Annotated in this window: 21 protein-coding genes; 9 read left to right on the top strand and 12 right to left on the bottom strand. The window is 51.3% G+C overall.

What is annotated here, in order from left to right; all coding sequences use genetic code 11:
- Positions 1-278: 278 nt before the first annotated feature.
- The 7 genes from A7Q03_RS07280 (at position 279) to pheT (ending at position 8027) form a co-directional block, all read left to right on the top strand.
- Positions 279-686, top strand: coding sequence for a ComEA family DNA-binding protein (locus A7Q03_RS07280; protein WP_067448609.1), 408 nt, complete (start codon positions 279-281; stop codon positions 684-686).
- 95 nt (positions 687-781) lie between these two features.
- Complete coding sequence (trxB, locus tag A7Q03_RS07275; protein ID WP_067448607.1) at positions 782-1729, top strand: thioredoxin-disulfide reductase; 948 nt, start codon at positions 782-784, stop codon at positions 1727-1729.
- Positions 1730-2043: 314 nt separating this feature from the next.
- Positions 2044-2484 carry a DNA polymerase III subunit chi gene (locus A7Q03_RS07270; RefSeq protein WP_067448605.1) on the top strand — a complete coding sequence of 147 codons (441 nt, stop codon included), beginning with the start codon at positions 2044-2046 and terminating at the stop codon, positions 2482-2484.
- 154 nt (positions 2485-2638) lie between these two features.
- The gene (gene pheS, locus A7Q03_RS07265; RefSeq protein ID WP_067448603.1) at positions 2639-3631 is read left to right on the top strand and encodes a phenylalanine--tRNA ligase subunit alpha; all 993 of its coding nucleotides are present in this window, start codon (positions 2639-2641) and stop codon (positions 3629-3631) included.
- 37 nt (positions 3632-3668) lie between these two features.
- Positions 3669-4466 carry a restriction endonuclease gene (locus A7Q03_RS07260; protein WP_067448601.1) on the top strand — a complete coding sequence of 266 codons (798 nt, stop codon included), beginning with the start codon at positions 3669-3671 and terminating at the stop codon, positions 4464-4466.
- Positions 4467-4468: 2 nt separating this feature from the next.
- A complete protein-coding gene (locus A7Q03_RS07255; protein WP_067448598.1) occupies positions 4469-5575 on the top strand; it encodes a site-specific DNA-methyltransferase in 1107 nt (368 codons plus the stop codon).
- A 91-nt stretch (positions 5576-5666) separates the two neighbouring features.
- A complete protein-coding gene (pheT, locus tag A7Q03_RS07250) occupies positions 5667-8027 on the top strand; it encodes a phenylalanine--tRNA ligase subunit beta (RefSeq protein WP_067448596.1) in 2361 nt (786 codons plus the stop codon).
- 62 nt (positions 8028-8089) lie between these two features.
- Here the strand turns inward: pheT and A7Q03_RS09885 are convergent, their stop codons facing one another.
- From A7Q03_RS09885 to kdsA, 11 genes are all read right to left on the bottom strand, one after another.
- A complete protein-coding gene (locus tag A7Q03_RS09885; protein WP_082880719.1) occupies positions 8090-8521 on the bottom strand; it encodes a type IV pilin protein in 432 nt (143 codons plus the stop codon).
- 12 nt (positions 8522-8533) lie between these two features.
- The gene (locus tag A7Q03_RS09880) at positions 8534-9055 is read right to left on the bottom strand and encodes a PilX N-terminal domain-containing pilus assembly protein (protein ID WP_082880718.1); all 522 of its coding nucleotides are present in this window, start codon (positions 9053-9055) and stop codon (positions 8534-8536) included.
- A complete protein-coding gene (locus A7Q03_RS10220; RefSeq protein WP_151086336.1) occupies positions 9037-10110 on the bottom strand; it encodes a PilW family protein in 1074 nt (357 codons plus the stop codon). Before A7Q03_RS10220 ends, A7Q03_RS09880 begins: the two co-directional genes overlap by 19 nt.
- Position 10111: 1 nt before the next feature.
- Positions 10112-10669, bottom strand: a complete 558-nt coding sequence (locus tag A7Q03_RS07245; protein WP_067528271.1) for a hypothetical protein — start codon at positions 10667-10669, stop codon at positions 10112-10114.
- Between the two features lie 44 nt (positions 10670-10713).
- The gene (locus tag A7Q03_RS09875; protein WP_231863633.1) at positions 10714-11385 is read right to left on the bottom strand and encodes a GspH/FimT family pseudopilin; all 672 of its coding nucleotides are present in this window, start codon (positions 11383-11385) and stop codon (positions 10714-10716) included.
- A 62-nt stretch (positions 11386-11447) separates the two neighbouring features.
- Positions 11448-12836 (bottom strand): replicative DNA helicase, encoded by a 1389-nt coding sequence (dnaB, locus tag A7Q03_RS07240; protein ID WP_067448592.1) that lies wholly within the window; start codon positions 12834-12836, stop codon positions 11448-11450.
- Between the two features lie 231 nt (positions 12837-13067).
- Positions 13068-14459, bottom strand: a complete 1392-nt coding sequence (locus A7Q03_RS07235) for a DEAD/DEAH box helicase (protein WP_067448629.1) — start codon at positions 14457-14459, stop codon at positions 13068-13070.
- Between the two features lie 345 nt (positions 14460-14804).
- The gene (locus A7Q03_RS07230; RefSeq protein ID WP_067448590.1) at positions 14805-15470 is read right to left on the bottom strand and encodes an energy-coupling factor ABC transporter permease; all 666 of its coding nucleotides are present in this window, start codon (positions 15468-15470) and stop codon (positions 14805-14807) included.
- 14 nt (positions 15471-15484) lie between these two features.
- Positions 15485-16150: a uracil-DNA glycosylase gene (gene ung, locus A7Q03_RS07225; RefSeq protein WP_255361294.1), complete on the bottom strand. Its 666-nt coding sequence runs from the start codon at positions 16148-16150 to the stop codon at positions 15485-15487.
- 63 nt (positions 16151-16213) lie between these two features.
- Complete coding sequence (locus A7Q03_RS07220; protein WP_197474755.1) at positions 16214-16609, bottom strand: hypothetical protein; 396 nt, start codon at positions 16607-16609, stop codon at positions 16214-16216.
- Positions 16610-16630: 21 nt separating this feature from the next.
- Entirely contained in the window at positions 16631-17482 is an 852-nt protein-coding gene (kdsA, locus tag A7Q03_RS07215; RefSeq protein ID WP_067448585.1) for a 3-deoxy-8-phosphooctulonate synthase, read from the bottom strand.
- 322 nt (positions 17483-17804) lie between these two features.
- Here kdsA and A7Q03_RS07205 point away from each other — a divergent pair, with 322 nt between their 5' ends.
- Positions 17805-18968: a 5-(carboxyamino)imidazole ribonucleotide synthase gene (locus A7Q03_RS07205; RefSeq protein ID WP_067448581.1), complete on the top strand. Its 1164-nt coding sequence runs from the start codon at positions 17805-17807 to the stop codon at positions 18966-18968.
- Positions 18969-19095: 127 nt separating this feature from the next.
- Here the strand turns inward: A7Q03_RS07205 and A7Q03_RS07200 are convergent, their stop codons facing one another.
- Complete coding sequence (locus A7Q03_RS07200) at positions 19096-20034, bottom strand: D-2-hydroxyacid dehydrogenase (RefSeq protein ID WP_067448579.1); 939 nt, start codon at positions 20032-20034, stop codon at positions 19096-19098.
- On the opposite strand from A7Q03_RS07200, the gene A7Q03_RS10750 reads away from it, so the two are divergent.
- Positions 20033-20158 carry a hypothetical protein gene (locus A7Q03_RS10750; RefSeq protein WP_255361292.1) on the top strand — a complete coding sequence of 42 codons (126 nt, stop codon included), beginning with the start codon at positions 20033-20035 and terminating at the stop codon, positions 20156-20158. The genes A7Q03_RS07200 and A7Q03_RS10750 overlap by 2 nt on opposite strands.
- Positions 20159-20169 lie beyond the last annotated feature (11 nt).

Below are 20169 nucleotides of genomic sequence, written 5' to 3'. Positions count from 1 at the left end.
CGAAAGTAGGACACTGCCAAACACCTATTTACGACACCTGCCTGATGGCGGGTGTTGTGCTTTGTGGGAGTATGATGAAAGGAATGGAAATCCGGGATAGCGGTACAGTGTGAGTTGGAAAAGGAAGAACGAACCAACTTCGCATAAGGTAAAATGCAATTATTTGTTACTTATGGGTAAAGATGCTTGTGTGATAAGTAATGTCAGGCTATCATGGCGTGAATACTGTATCTTTAAGGAGCAGTATTTCGCCTGATTAATTGTATAAGGAGTTCTGTATGAAGAAGTTTCTTTTCGTCGTTTTTACCCTGTTAAGTTTTTCTTGGGTATTAGCACAAGTTAATATTAACACAGGCACCGCGCAAGAGCTTCAAACCTTGAATGGCATCGGTCCGGCTAAGGCTGCTGCAATTGTGGAATATCGCACAGTCAATGGCCCGTTCAAATCTCCCGAAGACATTAAAAATGTACGTGGTATCGGTAACGGCATTTATCAGAAGATTTCTTCAGAAATTACCATAGGCAATGGTCAGGCTGCCCGTGCTCCTGCCGCCCGTCCAGCTACTCAGCAGCAACAGCAGCAACCAGCTGCCGCCAAACCGGCTACTCCCGCAGCTAAACCGTCTACCAGTAAACCTGCCGCCACCCGTCCGGCTGCCAACAAACCAGCTGCGGCCAACCCCTAATAAGTACGAAATGCTTATACACCGCCTGCCATTACCGGCGGTGTTTTTATGCCCGAAAGCGGGTACAATAAATACCATTTTATTTGGAGAAGAATATGCCCAAACACCATAAACTCATCATCCTCGGTTCTGGCCCTGCTGGTTACACCGCCGCCGTTTACGCCGCCCGCGCCAATCTCAATCCCATCATCATTACCGGTTTGGAACAAGGCGGCCAACTTATGACTACCACCGAAGTGGACAACTGGCCTGCCGATGCCGACGGCGTGCAGGGCCCCGAACTGATGGCACGCTTTCTCGCCCACGCCGAACGCTTCGGCACAGAAATCGTTTTCGACCATATCCACACCGCGCAACTGCAGCAACGCCCGTTCAAACTCATTGGTGATGCGGGCGAATATACCTGCGACGCACTCATCGTCGCCACCGGCGCATCGGCCAAATACCTCGGCCTGCCGAGCGAAGAAACCTTTGCCGGACGCGGCGTGTCCGCCTGCGCCACCTGCGACGGCTTCTTCTACAAAAAACAGGACGTAGCCGTTGTCGGCGGCGGCAACACCGCCGTGGAAGAAGCGCTTTACCTGGCCAACATCGCCAATACCGTAACCCTGATACACCGTCGCGACAGTTTCCGAGCCGAAAAAATCATGGTGGACAAACTGATGCGCCGCGTGGAAGAAGGCAAAATTGTCTTGAAAACCGAAGCCGTATTGGAAGAAGTATTGGGCGACGACAGCGGCGTAACCGGCGCGCGGTTGAAATTCAACGACGGCCGCAGCGAAGACATCACCGTCAAAGGCGTATTCATCGCCATCGGCCACAAACCCAACACCGACATCTTCAAAGGCCAGCTCGATATGGACGACGCAGGCTACCTGAAAACCAAAGAGGGCAGCGGCGACAACGTCGGCGCAACCAATATCGAAGGCATTTGGGCGGCGGGTGACGTGAAAGACCACACCTACCGCCAAGCCATCACCAGCGCGGCCTCCGGCTGCCAGGCCGCTCTCGATGCCGAACGCTGGCTCGACCGGCAACATTAAATGCACTCAGGCTACCTGAAAAAACGAAACCTCCGAAAGCCGATTTAGCTTCGCAGAACCCCAGCCTTGGCTGGACCAAGACATCGTTTTAACTACGTTGCAGCTTGCGTTTTCAGGTAGCCTTTAGCCTTAACCAGATTTCAGGTAGCCTGCCCACAATATTCCCCACTGGGAACCAGCATGGCGGGTAACAATACAGGCTACCTGAAAATCCCAAATACCCTGCCCAAACCATTTGTAGCCAATCCAGCCGCAGGGCACAGGCAAACTGGTTTGCCGGCTTCAGCCTCCCTGCCATTTTTCAGGTAGCCTCCATGCCCACCGTTACCTTCTACACCCACGTTGCCGATTTAGAAATCTTCGCCTGCCGTTTGGCTAAACGCGCAGTTGAAGCCGGCTGCCGTGTGCTAGTTTGGGGCAGTAGTGCGGAACAGCTGGCAACCCTCGACCGCCAATTGTGGGCATTCGAGGCCGAAAGCTTCCTGCCGCATGAAATCTGGCTACCTGAAACATCGTGTCCAGCCGAGCCGCTGATATTGTTGGCTGAAGGCGAAATCCTGCCAGCGGTGGGAAGTCACATGGTTGTGCTGAACTTGTCGGCAGGCTTGTGGAGTGATGCGCCGAATACGCCGGAACGTGTGCTGGAAATCGTTGGCCACAGTGAAACCCAGCTTGCCACCGCTCGCCGTCGTTTTGCTGCCTACCGTAGCGGTGGTTTCAAAATCGAACACCACAATATGCAGGGCAAAGCCTAGCCCATTTCATCTATCGTCTGCTTTGCCGGCCTGCTATAAAAACAGCCCATTTTCGGCTAAAATGCCGCCTTTCCCGCCTTTAGTTTTGCTGCCGGATTTTTCAGGTAGCCTATAGGTGTGCCGCCTCATTCCTATCATCATTTCACAATAAAATATGCAAAACGCAGAACAAATTGCCGCCGCCGGCATTGCCGCCATCCAAAACACCGCCGACCAGCAAGCCCTCGAACTCGTCAAAGCCCAGTACCTCGGCAAGACCGGCGAACTCAACGCCCTGCTCAAACAGCTCGGCAGCCTGCCGCCCGAAGAGAAAAAAACCGTCGGCGCGTTCATCAACGAATGTAAGCAGCGTTTCCAAGTCGCCTACGATGCCAAATGCGCCGAGTTGGCCGAAGTCAAACTGCAAGCCCAGCTTGCCGCCGAAGCACTCGATATTACCCTGCCCGGACGCGCGCAGGAAAATGGTGGTCTGCATCCCGTAACCCTGACTTTGCAGCGCGTAGTCGAACTCTTTCACGGTATGGGCTTTGAAGTGGCGGACGGACCGGAAATCGAAGATGATTTCCACAACTTCCAAGCCCTGAATATCCCTGCAAACCACCCGGCACGCGCCATGCAGGATACGTTCTACGTTGAAAACGGCGATGTTTTGCGTACGCACACTTCCCCGATTCAAATCCGCTATATGCTCGATAAAAAAGAGCCGCCTATCCGCATTATTGCCCCAGGCCGTGTTTACCGTGTGGACAGCGATGCTACGCACTCACCCATGTTCCACCAAGCTGAAGGCCTGTGGGTAGAAGAGGGCGTAACCTTCGCCGATTTGAAAGCCGTGTTCACCGATTTTATCCGCCGCTTTTTCGAACGCGATGATTTGCAAGTACGTTTCCGCCCATCTTTCTTTCCGTTTACAGAACCGTCCGCCGAAATCGACATTATGGGCGAAAACGGCAAATGGCTGGAAGTCGGCGGCTGCGGCATGGTGCATCCCAACGTGTTGAAAAACGTGAATATCGATCCTGAGAAATACACCGGTTTCGCTTTCGGCATCGGCCTCGACCGTTTCGCCATGTTGCGTTACAACGTGAACGATCTGCGACTGTTTTTTGATAACGATTTGAACTTTTTGAAACAGTTTGCAAGATAACGGGATTTTGGTCATCTGAAAAAGGGAAATAGAACATATGAATTTCTGGACACAAAAAAGTATTGAGTTGGCAGCTCAAAGTAATTACCTGGATCAACTCTACCGTGTGTATCCCATGTCAATTAATTTGCGCCGAGAATTACCTTTACAAACGCAAAACGAAATTCGCATACATCTGGATAATCAGGACGGTAAAAAGTTGCTGCACGTTTTGCTCAAACAGGAAATATTTCCGATTAAAGACAGCTATGTTGCCTACCTAAAACGGGACAAAACTGCGATTGACCGTAATCCTGCTACTGTAAGCCGTTTGGCGGGGATATTGATTGAAATGGGTTTTGATGAGATTTTGGACAAAACTACTGTTCCTAAAGAAACTAACCGCCAAATCGGCCCATTGTTTAAAAATTGGATTGCCAGCGGTGCGTTGGGTGTGCCGGTTACTGATAATGTAGATGAATTTCTGAATTATCAAGGAAATATTGTGTTTAATGCTGGCGATAGGGCAATGGAAGTATTTGCCAAAACACATTTGGGCTATCAACATGATAAAGGATTGGATTTTATCGCTAAATTTAATCAGACGTTTATCATCGGCGAAGCCAAGTTTTTAACCGATTTCGGCGGACATCAGAATGCTCAATTTAATGATGCATTGGCAACTATGCGTGCGCCGCTTGCGCCTTGTTCTCGTCGGGTTAAAACCATCGCAATTTTAGACGGTGTTTTATACATTGCAGGTGGGAATAGAATGTTTACTGAGCTTGCTCGCTTTGACGATAACGAAGTGGTCGTGTCTGCGGTTTTGTTGAGAGATTATTTATTTTCGGTATGACCATGCAGCTTATTTATCCCAACAAGCAGTCTGAAAATCAGATTATCGCACAAGCTGAAAGAATTTCGCCGCTTGCCTTAAATAAACCGCTTCCGCTTTTGTTTTTCGGCGACAATTTCCATGCGCTCTCCGCCTTGCTTAAGAGCGGCTATCGCGAACGGATTGATTTGATTTACATTGATCCGCCGTATAACACACAACAAAATTTTACTGTATCAGATGGACGGAGCAGTACCATAAGTCGTACTAATTACGGTATCACTGCATATTCTGATAGTCGCAGTATGGAAGAATATTTGGAATTCATGCGTGAACGCCTGATTTTAATGCGTGAATTATTGTCGCCTTGTGGATCAATTTATGTGCATATTGATAGTAGAGTTGGGCATTATCTGAAAATTATTATGGATGAAGTCTTTGGTGCGGAAAACTTTAAAAATGATATAGCCCGAATTAAATCGAACCCTAAAAATTTTGTACGGCGGGCATTCGGTAATGAAAAAGATATGGTTTTGTTTTATGCCAAAAACGCTAAAAAAAATATTTTCAACAACATTACCATTCCACTAACCGATGAAGACAAAATAGAAATGTTCCAGAAGGTTGATGAGAATGGGCGGCGTTATAACACTATTCCCGTCCATGCGCCAGGTGAAACGCGAAATGGGGAAACAGGTGGAATGTGGCGTGGAATGTTGCCTCCGAAGGGCAGACATTGGCGCAGTCTCCCATCCGAATTGGACAGGTTGGATGAACAGGGATTATTAGAGTGGTCAAAAAATGGTGTTCCGCGTATAAAAAAATTTGCCGATGAGCATAAGGGAAAAAAGATACAGGATATTTGGCAGTATAAAGATCCTGTTTACCCTGTTTATCCGACTGAAAAAAATGCTCAAATGTTGGAAATGATCATTGCCCAATCATCTCTCCCTGACTCTATTATTTTAGACTGTTTTGCAGGCAGTGGCTCAACCTTGTGGGCGGCGCAAAATTTAGGGAGAGAATGGATTGGCATCGATACATCGGAAGTTGCCGTGCAAGCCATACAAGAAAGATTTGGCCTGTTCCCTGTACAAACGATAACGATTGAAAAATTTCAAGCTGGTTGAAACTCCAAAAAGCAGTCTGTGCCCCTAAACAAACAGGTCGTCTGAAAACAAAATCTGATAAAAAAGTTAATTAATTGATTGAGAACATAACATGCAATTCTCCTACTCATGGCTGAAAACCCAAGCCGGTACCGAACTTTCCGCCGATAAGCTGGAACACCTGTTAACCATGTCCGGCTTGGAAGTGGAAGAAGCCGAGACTGCCGCGCCTGCGTTTACGGGTGTGGTGATTGCCGAAGTGAAATCCGTTGAAAAACATCCTGATGCCGACCGTTTGAACGTTACCCAAGTCGATGCGGGTACGGGCGAGTTGGTGCAGATTGTGTGCGGTGCGCCGAATGTGAAAGCGGGCATTAAGGTGCCGTGTTCGCTGCCGGGTGCGGTGTTGCCGGGCAATTTCAAAATCAAGCCGACCAAGATGCGCGGCGTGGTGTCGAATGGGATGTTGTGTTCCACTGACGAACTCGGTTTGCCTGACGACGGTGTCAACGGCCTGCACATTCTGCCGCAAGACGCTCCCGTCGGCGTAAATATCCGCGAATATTTGGATTTGGACGATACGGTGTTCACGCTGAAAATTACACCGAACCGTGCCGACTGCCTGAGCATCAAAGGCATTGCGCGTGAAGTGTCCGCGCTGACCGGCTGCGCGTTCAAGCAGCCTGCAATCCATGCCGCGCCAATCACGGGTAGCCGCAAACAGCCCGTGCAGATTGATGCGCCTGCCGATTGCGGCCGCTTTATCAGTCGCGTGATTGAAAACGTGAACGCGCGCGCCGCCACGCCGGATTGGATGAAGCAGCGTTTGGAGCGCAGCGGTGTCCGCAGTATTTCCGCGTTGGTGGACATTGGCAATTATGTGATGCTGGAAATCGGTCAGCCGATGCATGTTTTCGATGCCGACAAACTTTTAGGCAGCCTGCACATCCGCCGCGCGCGCGAAGGTGAAACGCTGGAATGCCTGAACGAGAAAACCGTCTCTCTGTCTGAAAACACGCTGGTAGTGGCCGACGAAAAAGGCGCGTTGAGTTTGGCAGGTCTGATGGGCGGCGCAGCGAGCGCGGTTTCAGACGACACACAAAATATCGTGTTGGAAGCGGCTTGGTTTGCGCCTGAAATCATCGCAGGGAAATCGCGCCAGTACGGTTTTGGTTCGGATTCGTCGTTCCGCTTTGAGCGCGGCGTGGATTACCGTTTGCAGGCTGATGCTATCGAACGCGCCACCGAATTGGTTTTGCAAATCTGCGGCGGTGCGGCAGGCGAAATGGTGGAAGCGCAGGGCGAATTACCTGAAGCGAAGCAGGTCGAATTGCGTTTAGGTCGTCTGAAAACCGTGTTGGGCGTGGACATTCCTGCCGAACAGGTGGAAACCATTTTGCAGCACTTGGGCTTGCAGCCTGAAAAAACGGCGGAAGGCTTCCGCGTTACCGCGCCGAGCTTCCGTTTCGACATCGAAATCGAAGCCGATTTGATTGAAGAAATCGGTCGCGTTTACGGCTATGAAAATATCCCCGACGATTACACGTCAGGCCGTCTGAAAATGCTGGCGCTGCCCGAAACCTGCCGTCCGCGTTTTGCCGTTTATAACGAAATGGCGGCGCGCGGCTACCGCGAAGTGGTCAGCTATGCCTTCGTTGACGAGCAGTGGGAACTCGATTTTGCCGCCAACGCCAACCCCATCCGCCTGCAAAACCCGTTGGCGGCACAGTATGCCGTGATGCGATCCACGCTCATCGGCGGCTTGGTGGAAATTCTGCAAAACAATCTGAACCGCAAGCAAAACCGCGTGCGCGTATTTGAAATCGCCCGCGTGTTCAGCAAAGGTTCAGACGGCCAGTTTGTACAAAACGAACGCATCGGTGGTCTGTGGTACGGCGCGGCGATGCCTGAACAATGGGGCGAGAAAACGCGTAACGCAGATTTTTACGACATCAAGGCAGATGTGGAAAATCTATTGAAAAACAAAGCAGTTGAGTTTTTCAAAACCGAACATCCCGCGTTGCATCCAGGACGCGCTGCCAATATCGTTTCAGACGGCCAGGTCATCGGCTTTGTCGGCGAACTGCATCCGAAATGGCTGCAAAAATACGACTTGCCACAAGCACCGCTGGTATTTGAAATCGATATGGCCGCTGTGTTGGAATGCGAAAAAACGCGCTATCAGGCAGTATCAAAATTCCAGCCGGTTCGCAGGGATTTGGCGTTTGTCATGCCGGAAACCACCACCTTCGAGCAGTTGCAGGCTGCTTTGCGCGGCGTACAATCGGATTTGATTCGAGAAATTACCTTGTTTGACGTATATCGCGGAGTAGGGCTACCTGAAAACATGAAAAGCATGGCAGTAAAAGTGATTTTGCAGGATACTGAACGTACCTTGACAGATGATATGGTTGAAGAGATCGTACAGAGGTTGATTGCTGCTGCTGAAACTGTTGGTGCACAGTTAAGATAGATAAGAATAAGAAGCCGGCTGCTTAGGTATCAAGTAACCGGCTTAGTTATATAAAATAAAATCTATTTGTTAATCATTGTACAAGAAGATGATTTGCTTTGTGCCTCACTTACAGTTTTGCATTCGTAGATAGTACCAGATGCTGTAATGTAAAGGGACTTTCTGTAGTTGCTAGGTCTAGGTTGGAGGTATACATAGTAACTGTTAATAGATGAACCACTCCCAAACCCTGAAGTAAACGTATATTTGCCTGTGGGGTTGCTATTTTTAGAGTTAATCAAGCTAGCTAGCCCAGCAGTAGAGTAGTTACCATTATTGAGTATTTTATTTTGTCGCATTTGCGCTGCAATATCTAATAACTCATTTTTTGCAACTGCTAAATCAGTTCGTTCAACATAAGCTTGATAGGAAGGCAGGGCAATGATTGTCAATATAGCAATAATTGCAACCACTGTTAATAGCTCTAGGAGGGTAAATCCAGTTTGGGCTTTCATATTCTTGACCTGTTATGAGCTGATGTACTCTACATAAGATTGCAAAGTCACAACTGTGTTAGAGTTTGCGCCCCATGCTCTAGCTGTAACCCGGAAAATACTTTTCGATGCATTTTGATCCTGATGAGTGCCACCCAAACGCTCAACCATATAACAAGCATTATTTTTATTGCTATTCCCAGAAATACAGTACCTACCTTTCCCGTTGGTATTCAGATCTACACTATCATCCGAACGTTTCCATACTGGCGTGGACTCAGATGCTTTACCACCACAAATTCCATTTGAGCAACTATTAGAAGTTTCCTGTTTATCAAATTCGGCATTCCCCACTTCTAAAATACGAGATTCACCACTACGTAAAGCTTGTTCGGCTAGTGAGAGAGCAAACTTCCGATCCGCTTCGTTTGAGCTGATACGCATTTCAGTATTAGTAGATTGTATACTAGCAATTACAACTATTGCAATTACCAGCATCATGATTAGAACAACAAATAAAGTATAACCTTTTTGTTTTAGAATAGGTTGGCACATATATTACCTCCACGGACGTTTGCACGAATTAAATATTGATTCACGACACCGTAAGTTGATGGGCTATTATTAAGCCGTAATTGTACCTCAATAATGGTGGGTAAGGTGGATACACGCGTAATATTTGCTGTTGATTTTAGCTGGTCTCTATTTTCGGAAAAAGTAACCTTAGTACTAGTATCGTCACAGCCAGAATATATGGCAGAATATTGCATGCTCTGTATATTTGCAGCCATTAACTGAGGGTTACTCCACTGCCCATTTTTATCTAAGGTAAAACGGTAAAGAGCATCGGTGTCATTAACCCCATTTATACGACCAACAACGTAGGCAGCACTATATACCTGAGATAGTGTAGTTTGTGGGATATAAAAAACAGCACTATTATTTGAGTTTGATGTACGCGGGCCTGTACCAAAATCAGATACATCTACTTCATTGCTGTTAATTTTAATGTTGTTGCTTCTGTGTTTATCAATATACATTCGTGAACAAGAAGATAAAGCAACATGTCCGCCTGCTCGCACCACAGATCTTAACTCTTCAGAAGCACCAGTTGTTTTTGTTCCTGTGCTATCAAGAGGAGTGGGATGTAACCCGTACGTAAAAACGAGAACTTTTGATCCCGGTTTGGGAATAAAGTTATGGCGAGAAAATGCGGCGCTTGCATCAGTATTGCTCATGGTGCTAATGCCGTTATAATTTGGGTCACCCAATTTAAGTTGAAATTTAGCAGGAGATTGAAAACCATCACTTGAGCCAGGAGAAGTGGGGAGTTCTTTTGGGACTAAGTTACCCATGTTAAAACAACCGAAGGCACCTGCCATTTGAGCATCACGTAAGACTAACTCTGATACGTTGCGTAAATCTTGTTGTGCGGCTAGGCGGTTTTCTGATGTTCTTTTCATTCTGCTGGTGGTGCCGTAAGTAATACCAATAGCCAGCAATACAACCAAGGCAAGCGAGCTGGCCACCATGAATTCAATTAGAGTAAAACCATACTCTGTGTTCTGTGGAAGAAGGGGGGAAATTGGAGAAAGTTGTTTTTTCCTCATGTTAATCTCCTACGACGGCACTATATTGGAAGTTATAATTATCACTATTTGCCCCCGCTGCATCATCATTAGTTTCTGACCATTTGACGGATATGGTGGTCGTGGGGGTTGCTCCGCTTGTACTGTCTATTTTGTAGGCAATATTGCCGGCATTTGGTAATGCAATCTTTAACTCATTCACAAACGCATTCGTAATACAAGTAGTAAACTCGCTATTCGTCACGATTGAGTTGGCAGAACCTAATCCACATATAACATTAGCGGTCGGAGGATTGCTGTCAACATTGATCCAAGAAGCGGTTTTATAGTTTGAATATTGTAATTTGGCATTGACGTTACTAGCACTACCTAAATTGGTAATGACATCTGGATTGCTCAGCATACCTGCAGATAGGTTTTGTACTGCCTGGGCAACACGAGTTTGCATTTCTGCCTCGCGGACATTACCAACAGATTTTAGTTGTGCAAGCATTAAAGCCATGATGCCGAAAGCCATAATAAAAACAGATATCAATACTTCAAGCAAGGTACTTCCGCGCATTGATTGTAGTTTTAGCATGGGAAATTTCTTTGTATGAGCCATGGTTTATAAGGTTCCTAAAATTATGAGAGAGCACAGAAGTTTTTGTAATCAGCTGCCTGAATCCTATCAAATACAGCAGGCGTCATAGATGTATTGCACGAGACAACTCTTCCACTAGGTGCAATGAGAGCCATCCGTACTCGTTTGCCATCACTGGCTGAAATTCTAATGTAGTGCGAGGCATAGGTGTAAGGTACACTGGATCCGCTTTTTATTCCAGTACCAAAAGAACCATTGGGTAAGAATATAAACCGGTATTTAGTGTTTGAAGTAGATAGCTTATTAAAACCAATATCCAAATAAGTGATATTGACATTGCCTTGATCGATCAAGACAGAGCGTAAATCAATATCGCTGTTAGGATTGGTGATACTACTTTGATAGTCGTCATCTTTGTTGCTATCAACAAATGCCAATAGGGAGCTACCTCCCTTATCACAGCCATTATCAGGTTTTGCGTCAGACTTTAACTTAATTCCTCCGCATATAAGCACGGGTGCGTTACGCCGAACAGCTTCTGTTCTGGCAAATCTAAAAGTGGTAACAACACGGTCAATATGCCCAGCAATTCTTTGATTTGAAATAAAATCACTCATGCTTGGCATGGCGAGCGTGGCCATAATCCCAATAAGGGTTAGGGTAATCATTAGTTCTATCAAGGTAAAACCCTGGATATGTTGTTGTGTTTTCATAGCCATCACTCTAAGACGGGGAATGGGGCACCCAAAAATAGGTGGATTGATTAGGATTATTCTTATTCTTCAGTGAAGTAAGTATGCCCAGTATGTACAGCATTGTCAAATTTGCTGAATTCGCCGGTAAATATCAGCGGAATTTTGCCAGTGGGGCCGTTACGGTGTTTGCCAATGATACATTCGGCCACCCCTTTTTTATCGGTATCGGGGTGATAGTATTCGTCGCGATACATGAACATAATCAGGTCGGCATCCTGCTCGATGGCACCGGACTCACGCAAGTCGGACATCATGGGGCGTTTGTCGGTTCTGGATTCAACAGTACGTGACAGTTGGGAGAGGGCGATAATTGGAATATCCAATTCTCTGGCCAGTGACTTAAGTGAACGAGAAATTTCTCCCAATTCTGCTGCACGGTTGTTGTTATTGTGGCCGGTGCCGTTCATCAGCTGTAAGTAGTCGATAACCACCAGCCCTAATTTGCCTTTTCTTCTAGCCAGTCGGCGTACGCGGGCACGGACTTCCAACGAATTTAAGGCGGGAGTTTCGTCGATAAAGATGGGAGCGTCTGACAGTTTGTGCAGAGCGTCATTGAGCTTGCTCCAATGTTCGTCTTGCAATTGACCGGTTTTGAGTAAGCTCTGATCCAGCCTCCCAACCGAACCAAGCATACGCATTACCAGCTGCACACCGCCCATTTCCATCGAGAAGATGGCAACGGGCAGGTGCGTACTGATAGCGACGTTTTCCGCGATATTCAATGAAAAAGCGGTTTTCCCCATTGCTGGTCTCCCAGCGACGATGATGAGATCGCCGCCGTGCAAACCAGCTATTTTTTTATCTAGATCAATGAATCCGGTTGGAATGCCGGTTACATCGTCTTTATTTTCCCTCGAGTAAGCCTTGTCGATTTTGGCGACTGCTTCTTTCAGCATGGCAGGCATCTCTAAGAACTCGTGTTGCACTCTGCTGGTGCTTTCCGCGATTTTAAAGATTTTGGCTTCTGCCTCGTCTAACATTTGTTTGACGTCCTTGCCTTGCGGATTGTAAGCATTCCTAGCAATCTCTGTGCCAGCTTGTGCCAGTTGGCGCATGATGGAGCGGCTACGTACGATTTCGGCATAGCGGGAGATGTTGATGGCAGAGGCAGTATTTTGTGCTAAATCTACCAGATAGCCAAAGCCGCCGGCTTCCTCCAACACTTCTTCACGCTGCAATACTTCTTCCACGGTGATGGTGTCGGCGGGGCGGTTGCGTTCAGCCAGGTGGGAAATGGCGTGGAAAATTAGGCGGTGTTCGTAGCGGTAGAAGTCTTCTTCCGAGATGGTGCCGGCAATGCGGTCCCAGGCGGAGGAATCCACCATCAGTCCGCCCAATACCGACTGTTCGGCTTCTATGGAGTGTGGTGGTAGGGCGAGGCTTTCGTTGCTTTGGTCTTGAATATTCATAATTAGTTGTGGCGGGGGAATAGGGGCCCCTGAAAAATACGTTACTTAATGTGTGGTTCATGGCTACCTGAGAACCGGTATTCATTTGTTTTCCAGATAGTTTTCGAAGTGTGCTCCGACTGATCGGAGTAAACTGACAAATTCCGTCACTTTTGTTGCTTGCACACGGGGTATGGAGCAGTCCTTTAGTTCCGTCGGATAAGGCAGGTTCATTCGGCGCAGGCAGGACGCTCAACTATCAACACCGTAGTTTGGTTGTACCAATGCGCACACAAGGCGGCTGCGGCGGCTGCGGCCGGGGATGCGGCCGCATTCCTGTGCGGGGCTGTCGAAGTAGCTGCTGCGTGAGAAGGATTTGCTGCGGCTGTCTGAGTTGCGGCCTCGTCGGCTGTGGCGTGTTTCACGCGGCTCACGTGTTTCGCGCGAGGAGTGCTCGGCGGCGGGGCGGCTGCTTTCCTGCTGATGTTGCCACCAGCTCGGCTCGAAGCCCTCAATCCGTTCCACCGGCAGTTCTTTGCCAATGAGTTCTTTAATGGCTTCAAACATTTTCTGTTCGTCTTCATCCATCAGCGAGATGGCCACGCCCTCGGCGCCGGCGCGGCCGGTGCGGCCGATGCGGTGCACATAATCTTCGGCCTGGGTAGGCATTTCGTAGTTGATGACAAATGGCAGCTCGACAATGTCCAGCCCGCGTGCAGCCACGTCGGTGGCTACCAACACGCGCAGTTCGCCGGCTTTGAAGGCGGTGAGCGTTTCCAAGCGGGTTTGCTGTGATTTGTCGCCGTGAATCGGCGCCACGCTGAGACCGCGCCGTTTCAGATCGCGGGCTACCTGATCAACGCTCTGCTTGGTTTTGCAGAACACGATTACCTGGTTGATGTGCAAATCCACAATTAGCCGCTCCAGCAGATTGCGCTTTTGTACGGTGTCGATGGCGATGATGTGCTGTTCAACGCTGGCGCTGGTGGTATTTTGCGGGGCAGTTTGCACCTGTTCCGGCTGGTACATGAGATCTTGCGCCAGCTTGCGGATGGGAGGGGAGAATGTGGCGGAAAACAGCAGGGTTTGGCGCTGTTTGGGCAGCAGCTGCATGATGCGGCGGATGTCGTCGATGAAGCCCATGTCGAGCATGCGGTCGGCTTCGTCGAGCACCACGATTTCCACTTTATCCAGCCGGATATTTTTTTGCTGTACGTGATCCAGTAGGCGCCCCACGGTGGCCACCACGATTTCGCAGCCGGCGCGCAGGTCGGCAGTTTGTTTATCCATATTCATGCCGCCGAACAGCACGGTGTGGCGCAACGGCAGGTTTTTGATGTAGGCGGCGGTGTTTTGGTCGATTTGGTCGGCCAGTTCGCGGGTAGGGGTGAGCACCAGCATGCGCACCGGATGCATGGCGGGCGAGGTGCTGGTGGTGGCGTAGCGGCGCAGGCGTTCCAGGCTGGGCAGCATGAAGGCTGCAGTTTTGCCGGTGCCGGTTTGAGCAGCGGCCAACAGATCGTGGCCGGCCAATACTTTGGGGATAGCGGCGGTTTGGATGGCGGTGGGCTGCTCGTAGCCCTGGTCGGTCAGTGCGGCGGTGATTTCAGCGCTGAGGCCGAGATTGGTAAAGGGGTTGTTCATATTTGCTCCGTGTGGCAGCTGTGCGGTGGGCGGCTGCGGGGAATGGGGATGGGCTTTGGCGGCGGTTTGGATGAATTTGGCCGGCAAAGGCTGAAGGCTACCTGAAAGTAGGGGCGGTAACGAAGTTAAAGCAGGCCGGTGATACGCTTGAAAATTGTGCGCAAACCGGCACGGCAAAATGCCACAAAAAGTGTTTCAGGAGTAGGCAGTGGTCGGGAAACCCGACCAGAGGTTACCTGAAAACGTGGACTTCAATGAAATTCAAATAAAAGGCCGGCAATGCAAGATGCCGAACAGGCCGTATTGTGCCTGAAAAACCGGTTTTCAGGTAGCCTTTGCCGCGGCCTATTTCCAGATTTGCCGCGCATTCCGGCGCAGGTAGTCGGCATCGGAGAAGGTGGTGATCAGATGCGGTTTGAGGGCTATGAAGATGGCAGACAGCAGGCCGGTGAGGAAGGCTTCGCCCCAGGCAATCAGAAAGAACACCGGCAGCACGGAATCCAGCAGGATGGCAGTGGGAAATACTCCAGCCAGATACAGCAACACTCCATTGGCTGCCGTGCTGAGCAGGATGCCGGCAGCGGCGGCGAAAAAGCCGTTGAGGAAGATGTAGATAAACAGGTTGCGTGGCAGCCGCTGCACGATTTGCCGTGCCAGCGCCACGCCGACCAGCGGCGGCACAATGCCGGCCAAAACCGTTAGCCCCGCCACGCTTAAATCGCCCACGCCCTGCCACAGCCAGATATAGGGCAACAACAACAATACGACCAGGCAGAACGCTGCCGGAATGTCCACCATCAAGGCCAGTAGGCCGATACCCAGCAAATGGTAGCTCAACCCGCCCAGCATTCCGCCGGCTGGTGCGGCTCGCAGGCTCCAGCACAGCGCCACGATCAGCAGCCCAACCCATGCCGCCAAAGCCGGGCGTAGGGCGGCAGCAAACAATAGCAGGCACAGCACATCGGCGGCCAGTAGCCAGGGCAGGGGGAACCAGTGAGCGGGGAAATTCATGGGGTGTTAGCAGCTCAGATTTGCCAATCAATCGGCGGCAGACCGTGCTGTTGCAAATAGGCATTGGCCTGTGAGAAATGGCGGCAGCCGAAGAAGCCGCGGTGGGCGGAAAGCGGCGAGGGGTGCGGCGCGGTGAGCACCAGATGGCGGGCGCGGTTGATAATGGCACCTTTTTTCTGCGCATGGCTGCCCCACAGCATGAATACCAAGTGCTCGCGCCCTTCGTTGAGCACGGCAATCACGTGGTCGGTGAAGGTTTCCCAGCCCAGCGCGGCGTGAGAATGCGCCTGGCCGGCACGCACGGTGAGCACGGTGTTGAGCAGCAGCACACCCTGCTCTGCCCAGTTTTGCAGATAGCCGTGTTTAGGAATTTGAAAGCTAGGGATATCTTGTGCCAACTCTTTGTAAATATTTACCAGGGATGGCGGCACGGCCACGCCTTCGCGCACAGAAAAGGCCAGTCCGTGCGCTTGGTTGGCGCCATGATACGGGTCTTGCCCGAGGATGACCACGCGCACCCTGCCGAACTCGGTGGCGCGGAAGGCGTTGAACACGTCGGCGGCGGGCGGGTACACAATCTGCCCGGCTGCGCGCTCGTTGTGCACGCTATGGATGATGTGCTGGAAATAGGGTTGCTGCTTTTCCGCACCGATGGCTTCGTGCCAAGTTTGCATGGGAATTCCTTTTAGATGGGAAGAGGCTACCTGAAAAACGGGAACCGCCGTTTCAGGTAGCCTTTGGGGTTACATCAGCCAGCCGTCCGGCGTAACGGGTTGATTGTCAATTAAACGCACGACGCCGACCACTACGCGGAAGAGATACCAAAAGCAAATCACCACCACCAGCGGCACGCCGAGAATCACGCCGATAAAGGTAATGGTAAGCAGGAAGCCCACCACAAAGCCGATTAAGCTGCCCCAAAAAGTTCGCAGCAGAAATTGGATGTGGTCGAAATAAATCGTACCGCGCATATCGTCGCGCTTCACATAAGCCACAATGGCGCCGACGAAAGTAGGCAAGGTAAAGCCGACTATACCCAGCGCATACAGACCGTAAATCGCATACATATAGTTGCGCTGCTCAGGCGTGGGTGTGTTGGCAGTGGGCACGGGGTAGGCAGAATCGGGTTGTGTAGTCATGATGACACTCCTTGCAGGGGGTTAATGCGTATCCAGCTCGGCAAAACCTTTCACCAGATTGTCAATCTGCTTGAGCTGGCTCAAGAAGGGCTCAAGCTGGCTTAAGCGCAGGGCGCAGGGGCCGTCGCACTTGGCCTGCTCGGGATCGGGGTGGGCTTCCAAAAACAGCCCGGCCAGCCCCACCGCCATACCGGCGCGCGCCAAGGTAACAATCTGCTCGCGCCGCCCGCCGGCCGAATCGCTGCGTGCACCAGGCTGCTGCAGGCTGTGGGTAACGTCGAAAAACACCGGCACGTTCATCTGCTTCATGGTGTCAAAACCGAGCATATCCACCACTAAGTTGTTGTAGCCGAAGGCAGAGCCGCGCTCGCACAAGATGATTTTATCATTGCCCGCCTCCAGGCACTTGTTGATGATGTGTCGCATTTCATGCGGGGCGAGGAATTGCGCCTTTTTCACGTTGATAATCGCACCGGTGCGCGCCATGGCGTGCACCAGATCGGTTTGGCGGCTCAAAAAGGCCGGCAGCTGCAAAATATCGGCCACCTCCGCCGCTGGCGCGGCTTGGTAAGGTTCGTGGATGTCGGTAATCACTGGCACGCCGTAGGCCGATTTAATATCGGCCAACCATTGCAAACCCTCTTCCAAACCCGGTCCGCGGAAAGAATGCAGGCTGGATCGGTTGGCCTTGTCGAAACTGGCTTTGAATACATAGGGAATATCTAGCTTGCGGCAGATTTCCACATAAGTGGCGGCAATTTCCATGGCCAAATCGCGGCTTTCCAGCACGTTCATGCCGCCGAACAAAACAAAGGGGTGATTATTGGCAATGGCGAAGCCGTGAAGCGGGATTTGCGAAAGGGCGGTTTGCATGGCGTGCGTCCGTTGTTTGGGTGGATTTTAAAGATGGCACGATTATAGCGGAAAAAAAGGGGGAGAACGGAAGGCTTAAGATAGTTTATATATTTTCAGGTATCCTATTTGGGCAATGTAGGAAAATCAATGAATTGCCTGCTGCGCAACCTGAGCGCACTAGGCTTTGTGCCGAGATTTGAGTACAATACACTACATCAAAGTAACGTGTTTGCTGCAAGCAAACAGACCGCCAGCCGCCGCCGGAACCACAACCAAACAGAGGCTGGCGTTTGTTTCAGCCCGGCTGACAGCACGCGCCTTCGGGTGTAGAAAGTGGAACATGACCAAAGCGAAAACAACGCCGATTTTACCGCCCGCCATGCTGGGCATTTTGGGCGGAGGCCAGTTGGGCCGGATGTTTACCGTGGCCGCCAAACAAATGGGCTACAGCGTTACCGTGCTCGATCCCGATCCCAACTCCCCTGCTGCTGTGCTGGCCGACAAACACATCTGCGCCCCGTATGACGACCTCGGTGCACTGGCCGACCTTTCCACCTGCGCCGCCATTACCACCGAATTTGAAAACGTAAACGCCCAAGCCATGCGCGCCTTGGCCTTAGAAACCCGCGTTTGTCCCAGCGGCGATAGCGTGGAAATCGCCCAAAACCGCATTCAAGAAAAAGCCTGGATAGCCAAAGCCGGCCTCCAAACCGCGCCTTACCTGCCTGTTACCCAAGAAGCCGACCTCACCGACGAAGCCCTCGAGCCGCTCCTGCCCGGCATCTTCAAAACTGCCATGTTCGGCTATGACGGCAAAGGCCAGGTGCGCGTGTCCAGCCCGAAAGAAGCCCGCGCCGCTTTCAAACGGCTCGGCAGCGTGCCTTGCGTGTTGGAAAAAATGCTCAACCTGCATTCCGAGATTTCTGTGATCGTGTGCCGACTCAACAGCCAGCAGGTGGAATGTTTCCCGCCTGCCGAAAATCGCCACGAAGATGGCATCCTCGCTTACTCTATTGTGCCTGCCCGCTTGCCCGACGAAGTGCAGAAACAGGCACAGGAAATGGCCTGCCAGCTGGCCGAAGCCATGAATTACGTCGGCGTGCTGGCTGTGGAAATCTTCGTGATCGGCAACGACCACAAACTGATTGTGAACGAAATCGCCCCGCGCCCGCACAACTCCGGCCACTACACTTTGGATGCCTGCGCCAGCAACCAATTCGAACAGCAAGTGCGCCTCATGTGCCGCCTGCCGCCTGCCGATACCCGCCTGCTTTCTTGCTGCAGCATGGCCAACCTCTTGGGTGACATCTGGCTGCCCGAAGGCAAGGTAAACTGGTTGCCGCTCTTGCAACGCCCCGACGTGTGCTTGTATCTCTACGGTAAAAAAGATGCCCGCCCCAGCCGCAAGATGGGACACTTCACCGTGCTTTCCTCCCAATCTGCCGACATCGCTTTTATGCTCGCGCACAAATTGCAGCGGCAACTGCAGCGCAAAGGGAAATAACAAACGCCAACCCAACAGGGTTGCCAGGAACGGTGGCTCTGTTTTTTATGGGGAGCGGATACGGAGTAGCTTGGAGGGTAGAGGCTACCTGAAAATTTCAGGTAGCCTTTAATCTTGCCTGGCCGGTCTACAACGCGTTTTGCGGCCTGCCTTCGGCGAAGGCGGTGATATTGGCTTCGAGGATTTCGGTCATATTGAGCAGGGCTTCCTGGCTGGTCCAGGCGATATGCGGGGTAACGATGAGGTTGGGCAGCGGGGCGAGCAGGGGGTTGCCTTGGCGCGGTGGCTCTTGGCTGAGCACGTCGAAACCGGCGCCGCCGAGCCGGCCTTGTTGCAGAGCGGCGAATACGGCTTGTTCGTCGGCAAGACCACCGCGGCCGGTGTTGATGAGGATGGCGGTGGGTTTCATCAGGCGCAGCTCGGCTTCGCCTATCATGTGGCGGGTGTGCTCGTTGAGCGGGCAGTGCAAGGAAACGGCATCGGCCTGCTGCAGGGCTACCTGAAACGGGGTGTAGCCTTCGCGCACGGCGGCTGCGTGTTTGTGTTCGCCCCAGATGACTTTCATGCCGAAGGCCTGGGCGTAGCCGGCGAGTGTACGGCCGATGTTGCCGCGGCCGAAGATGGCGAGGGTTTTGCCGCCGAGGTCGTGCATGGGGGTGTTGAAGTGGACGAATTGGGGGGATTGTTGCCAGTCACCGGCGGCGATGTCGCGCATACAGGTGGGCAAGTGGCGGATAAGGGCGAGCAGCATCATGAAGGCGTGCTGGGCCACGCTTTCGCTGCTGTAGTTGCGCACGTTGCATACGGTAACGCCGGCGGCTTTGGCAGTGGCCAGATCGATGTGGTCGTAGCCGGTGGCGGCCACGGCGATGAGTTTGAGCTGGGGGTTGGCAGCGAGGTGTTCGGCGCGGATGGCAACTTTGTTGGTGATGGCGATTTGCGCACCGGCGAGGTGGGCGTTGGTTTGCTCGGGCGTGGTGGCAGGAAATTCGTGCAGGGAGTGGGGGAAGTTGAAAGAGAGCGGGCGGGCGGGAAGGGTGTCGCGGTCGAGGAAAACGATGTGCATGAATGGCTCCTTGGAACAGGGATATGAAGACGATATGGCCTGCAGCGAGTATAGCGCGAAACCAGGGGCGAGCGGCAGGCTACCTGAAAATTGGCGCCGCCTGCTTTCAGGTAGCCTTAATTAGATTTTCGGCGG

Origin of the sequence: Eikenella sp. NML99-0057 (assembly GCF_001648535.1) — a bacterium.
Lineage (GTDB): Bacteria > Pseudomonadota > Gammaproteobacteria > Burkholderiales > Neisseriaceae > Eikenella > Eikenella exigua.
Note: the sequence above shows the minus strand (reverse complement) of the source record. Positions and strands in the feature narration are given on the sequence as shown.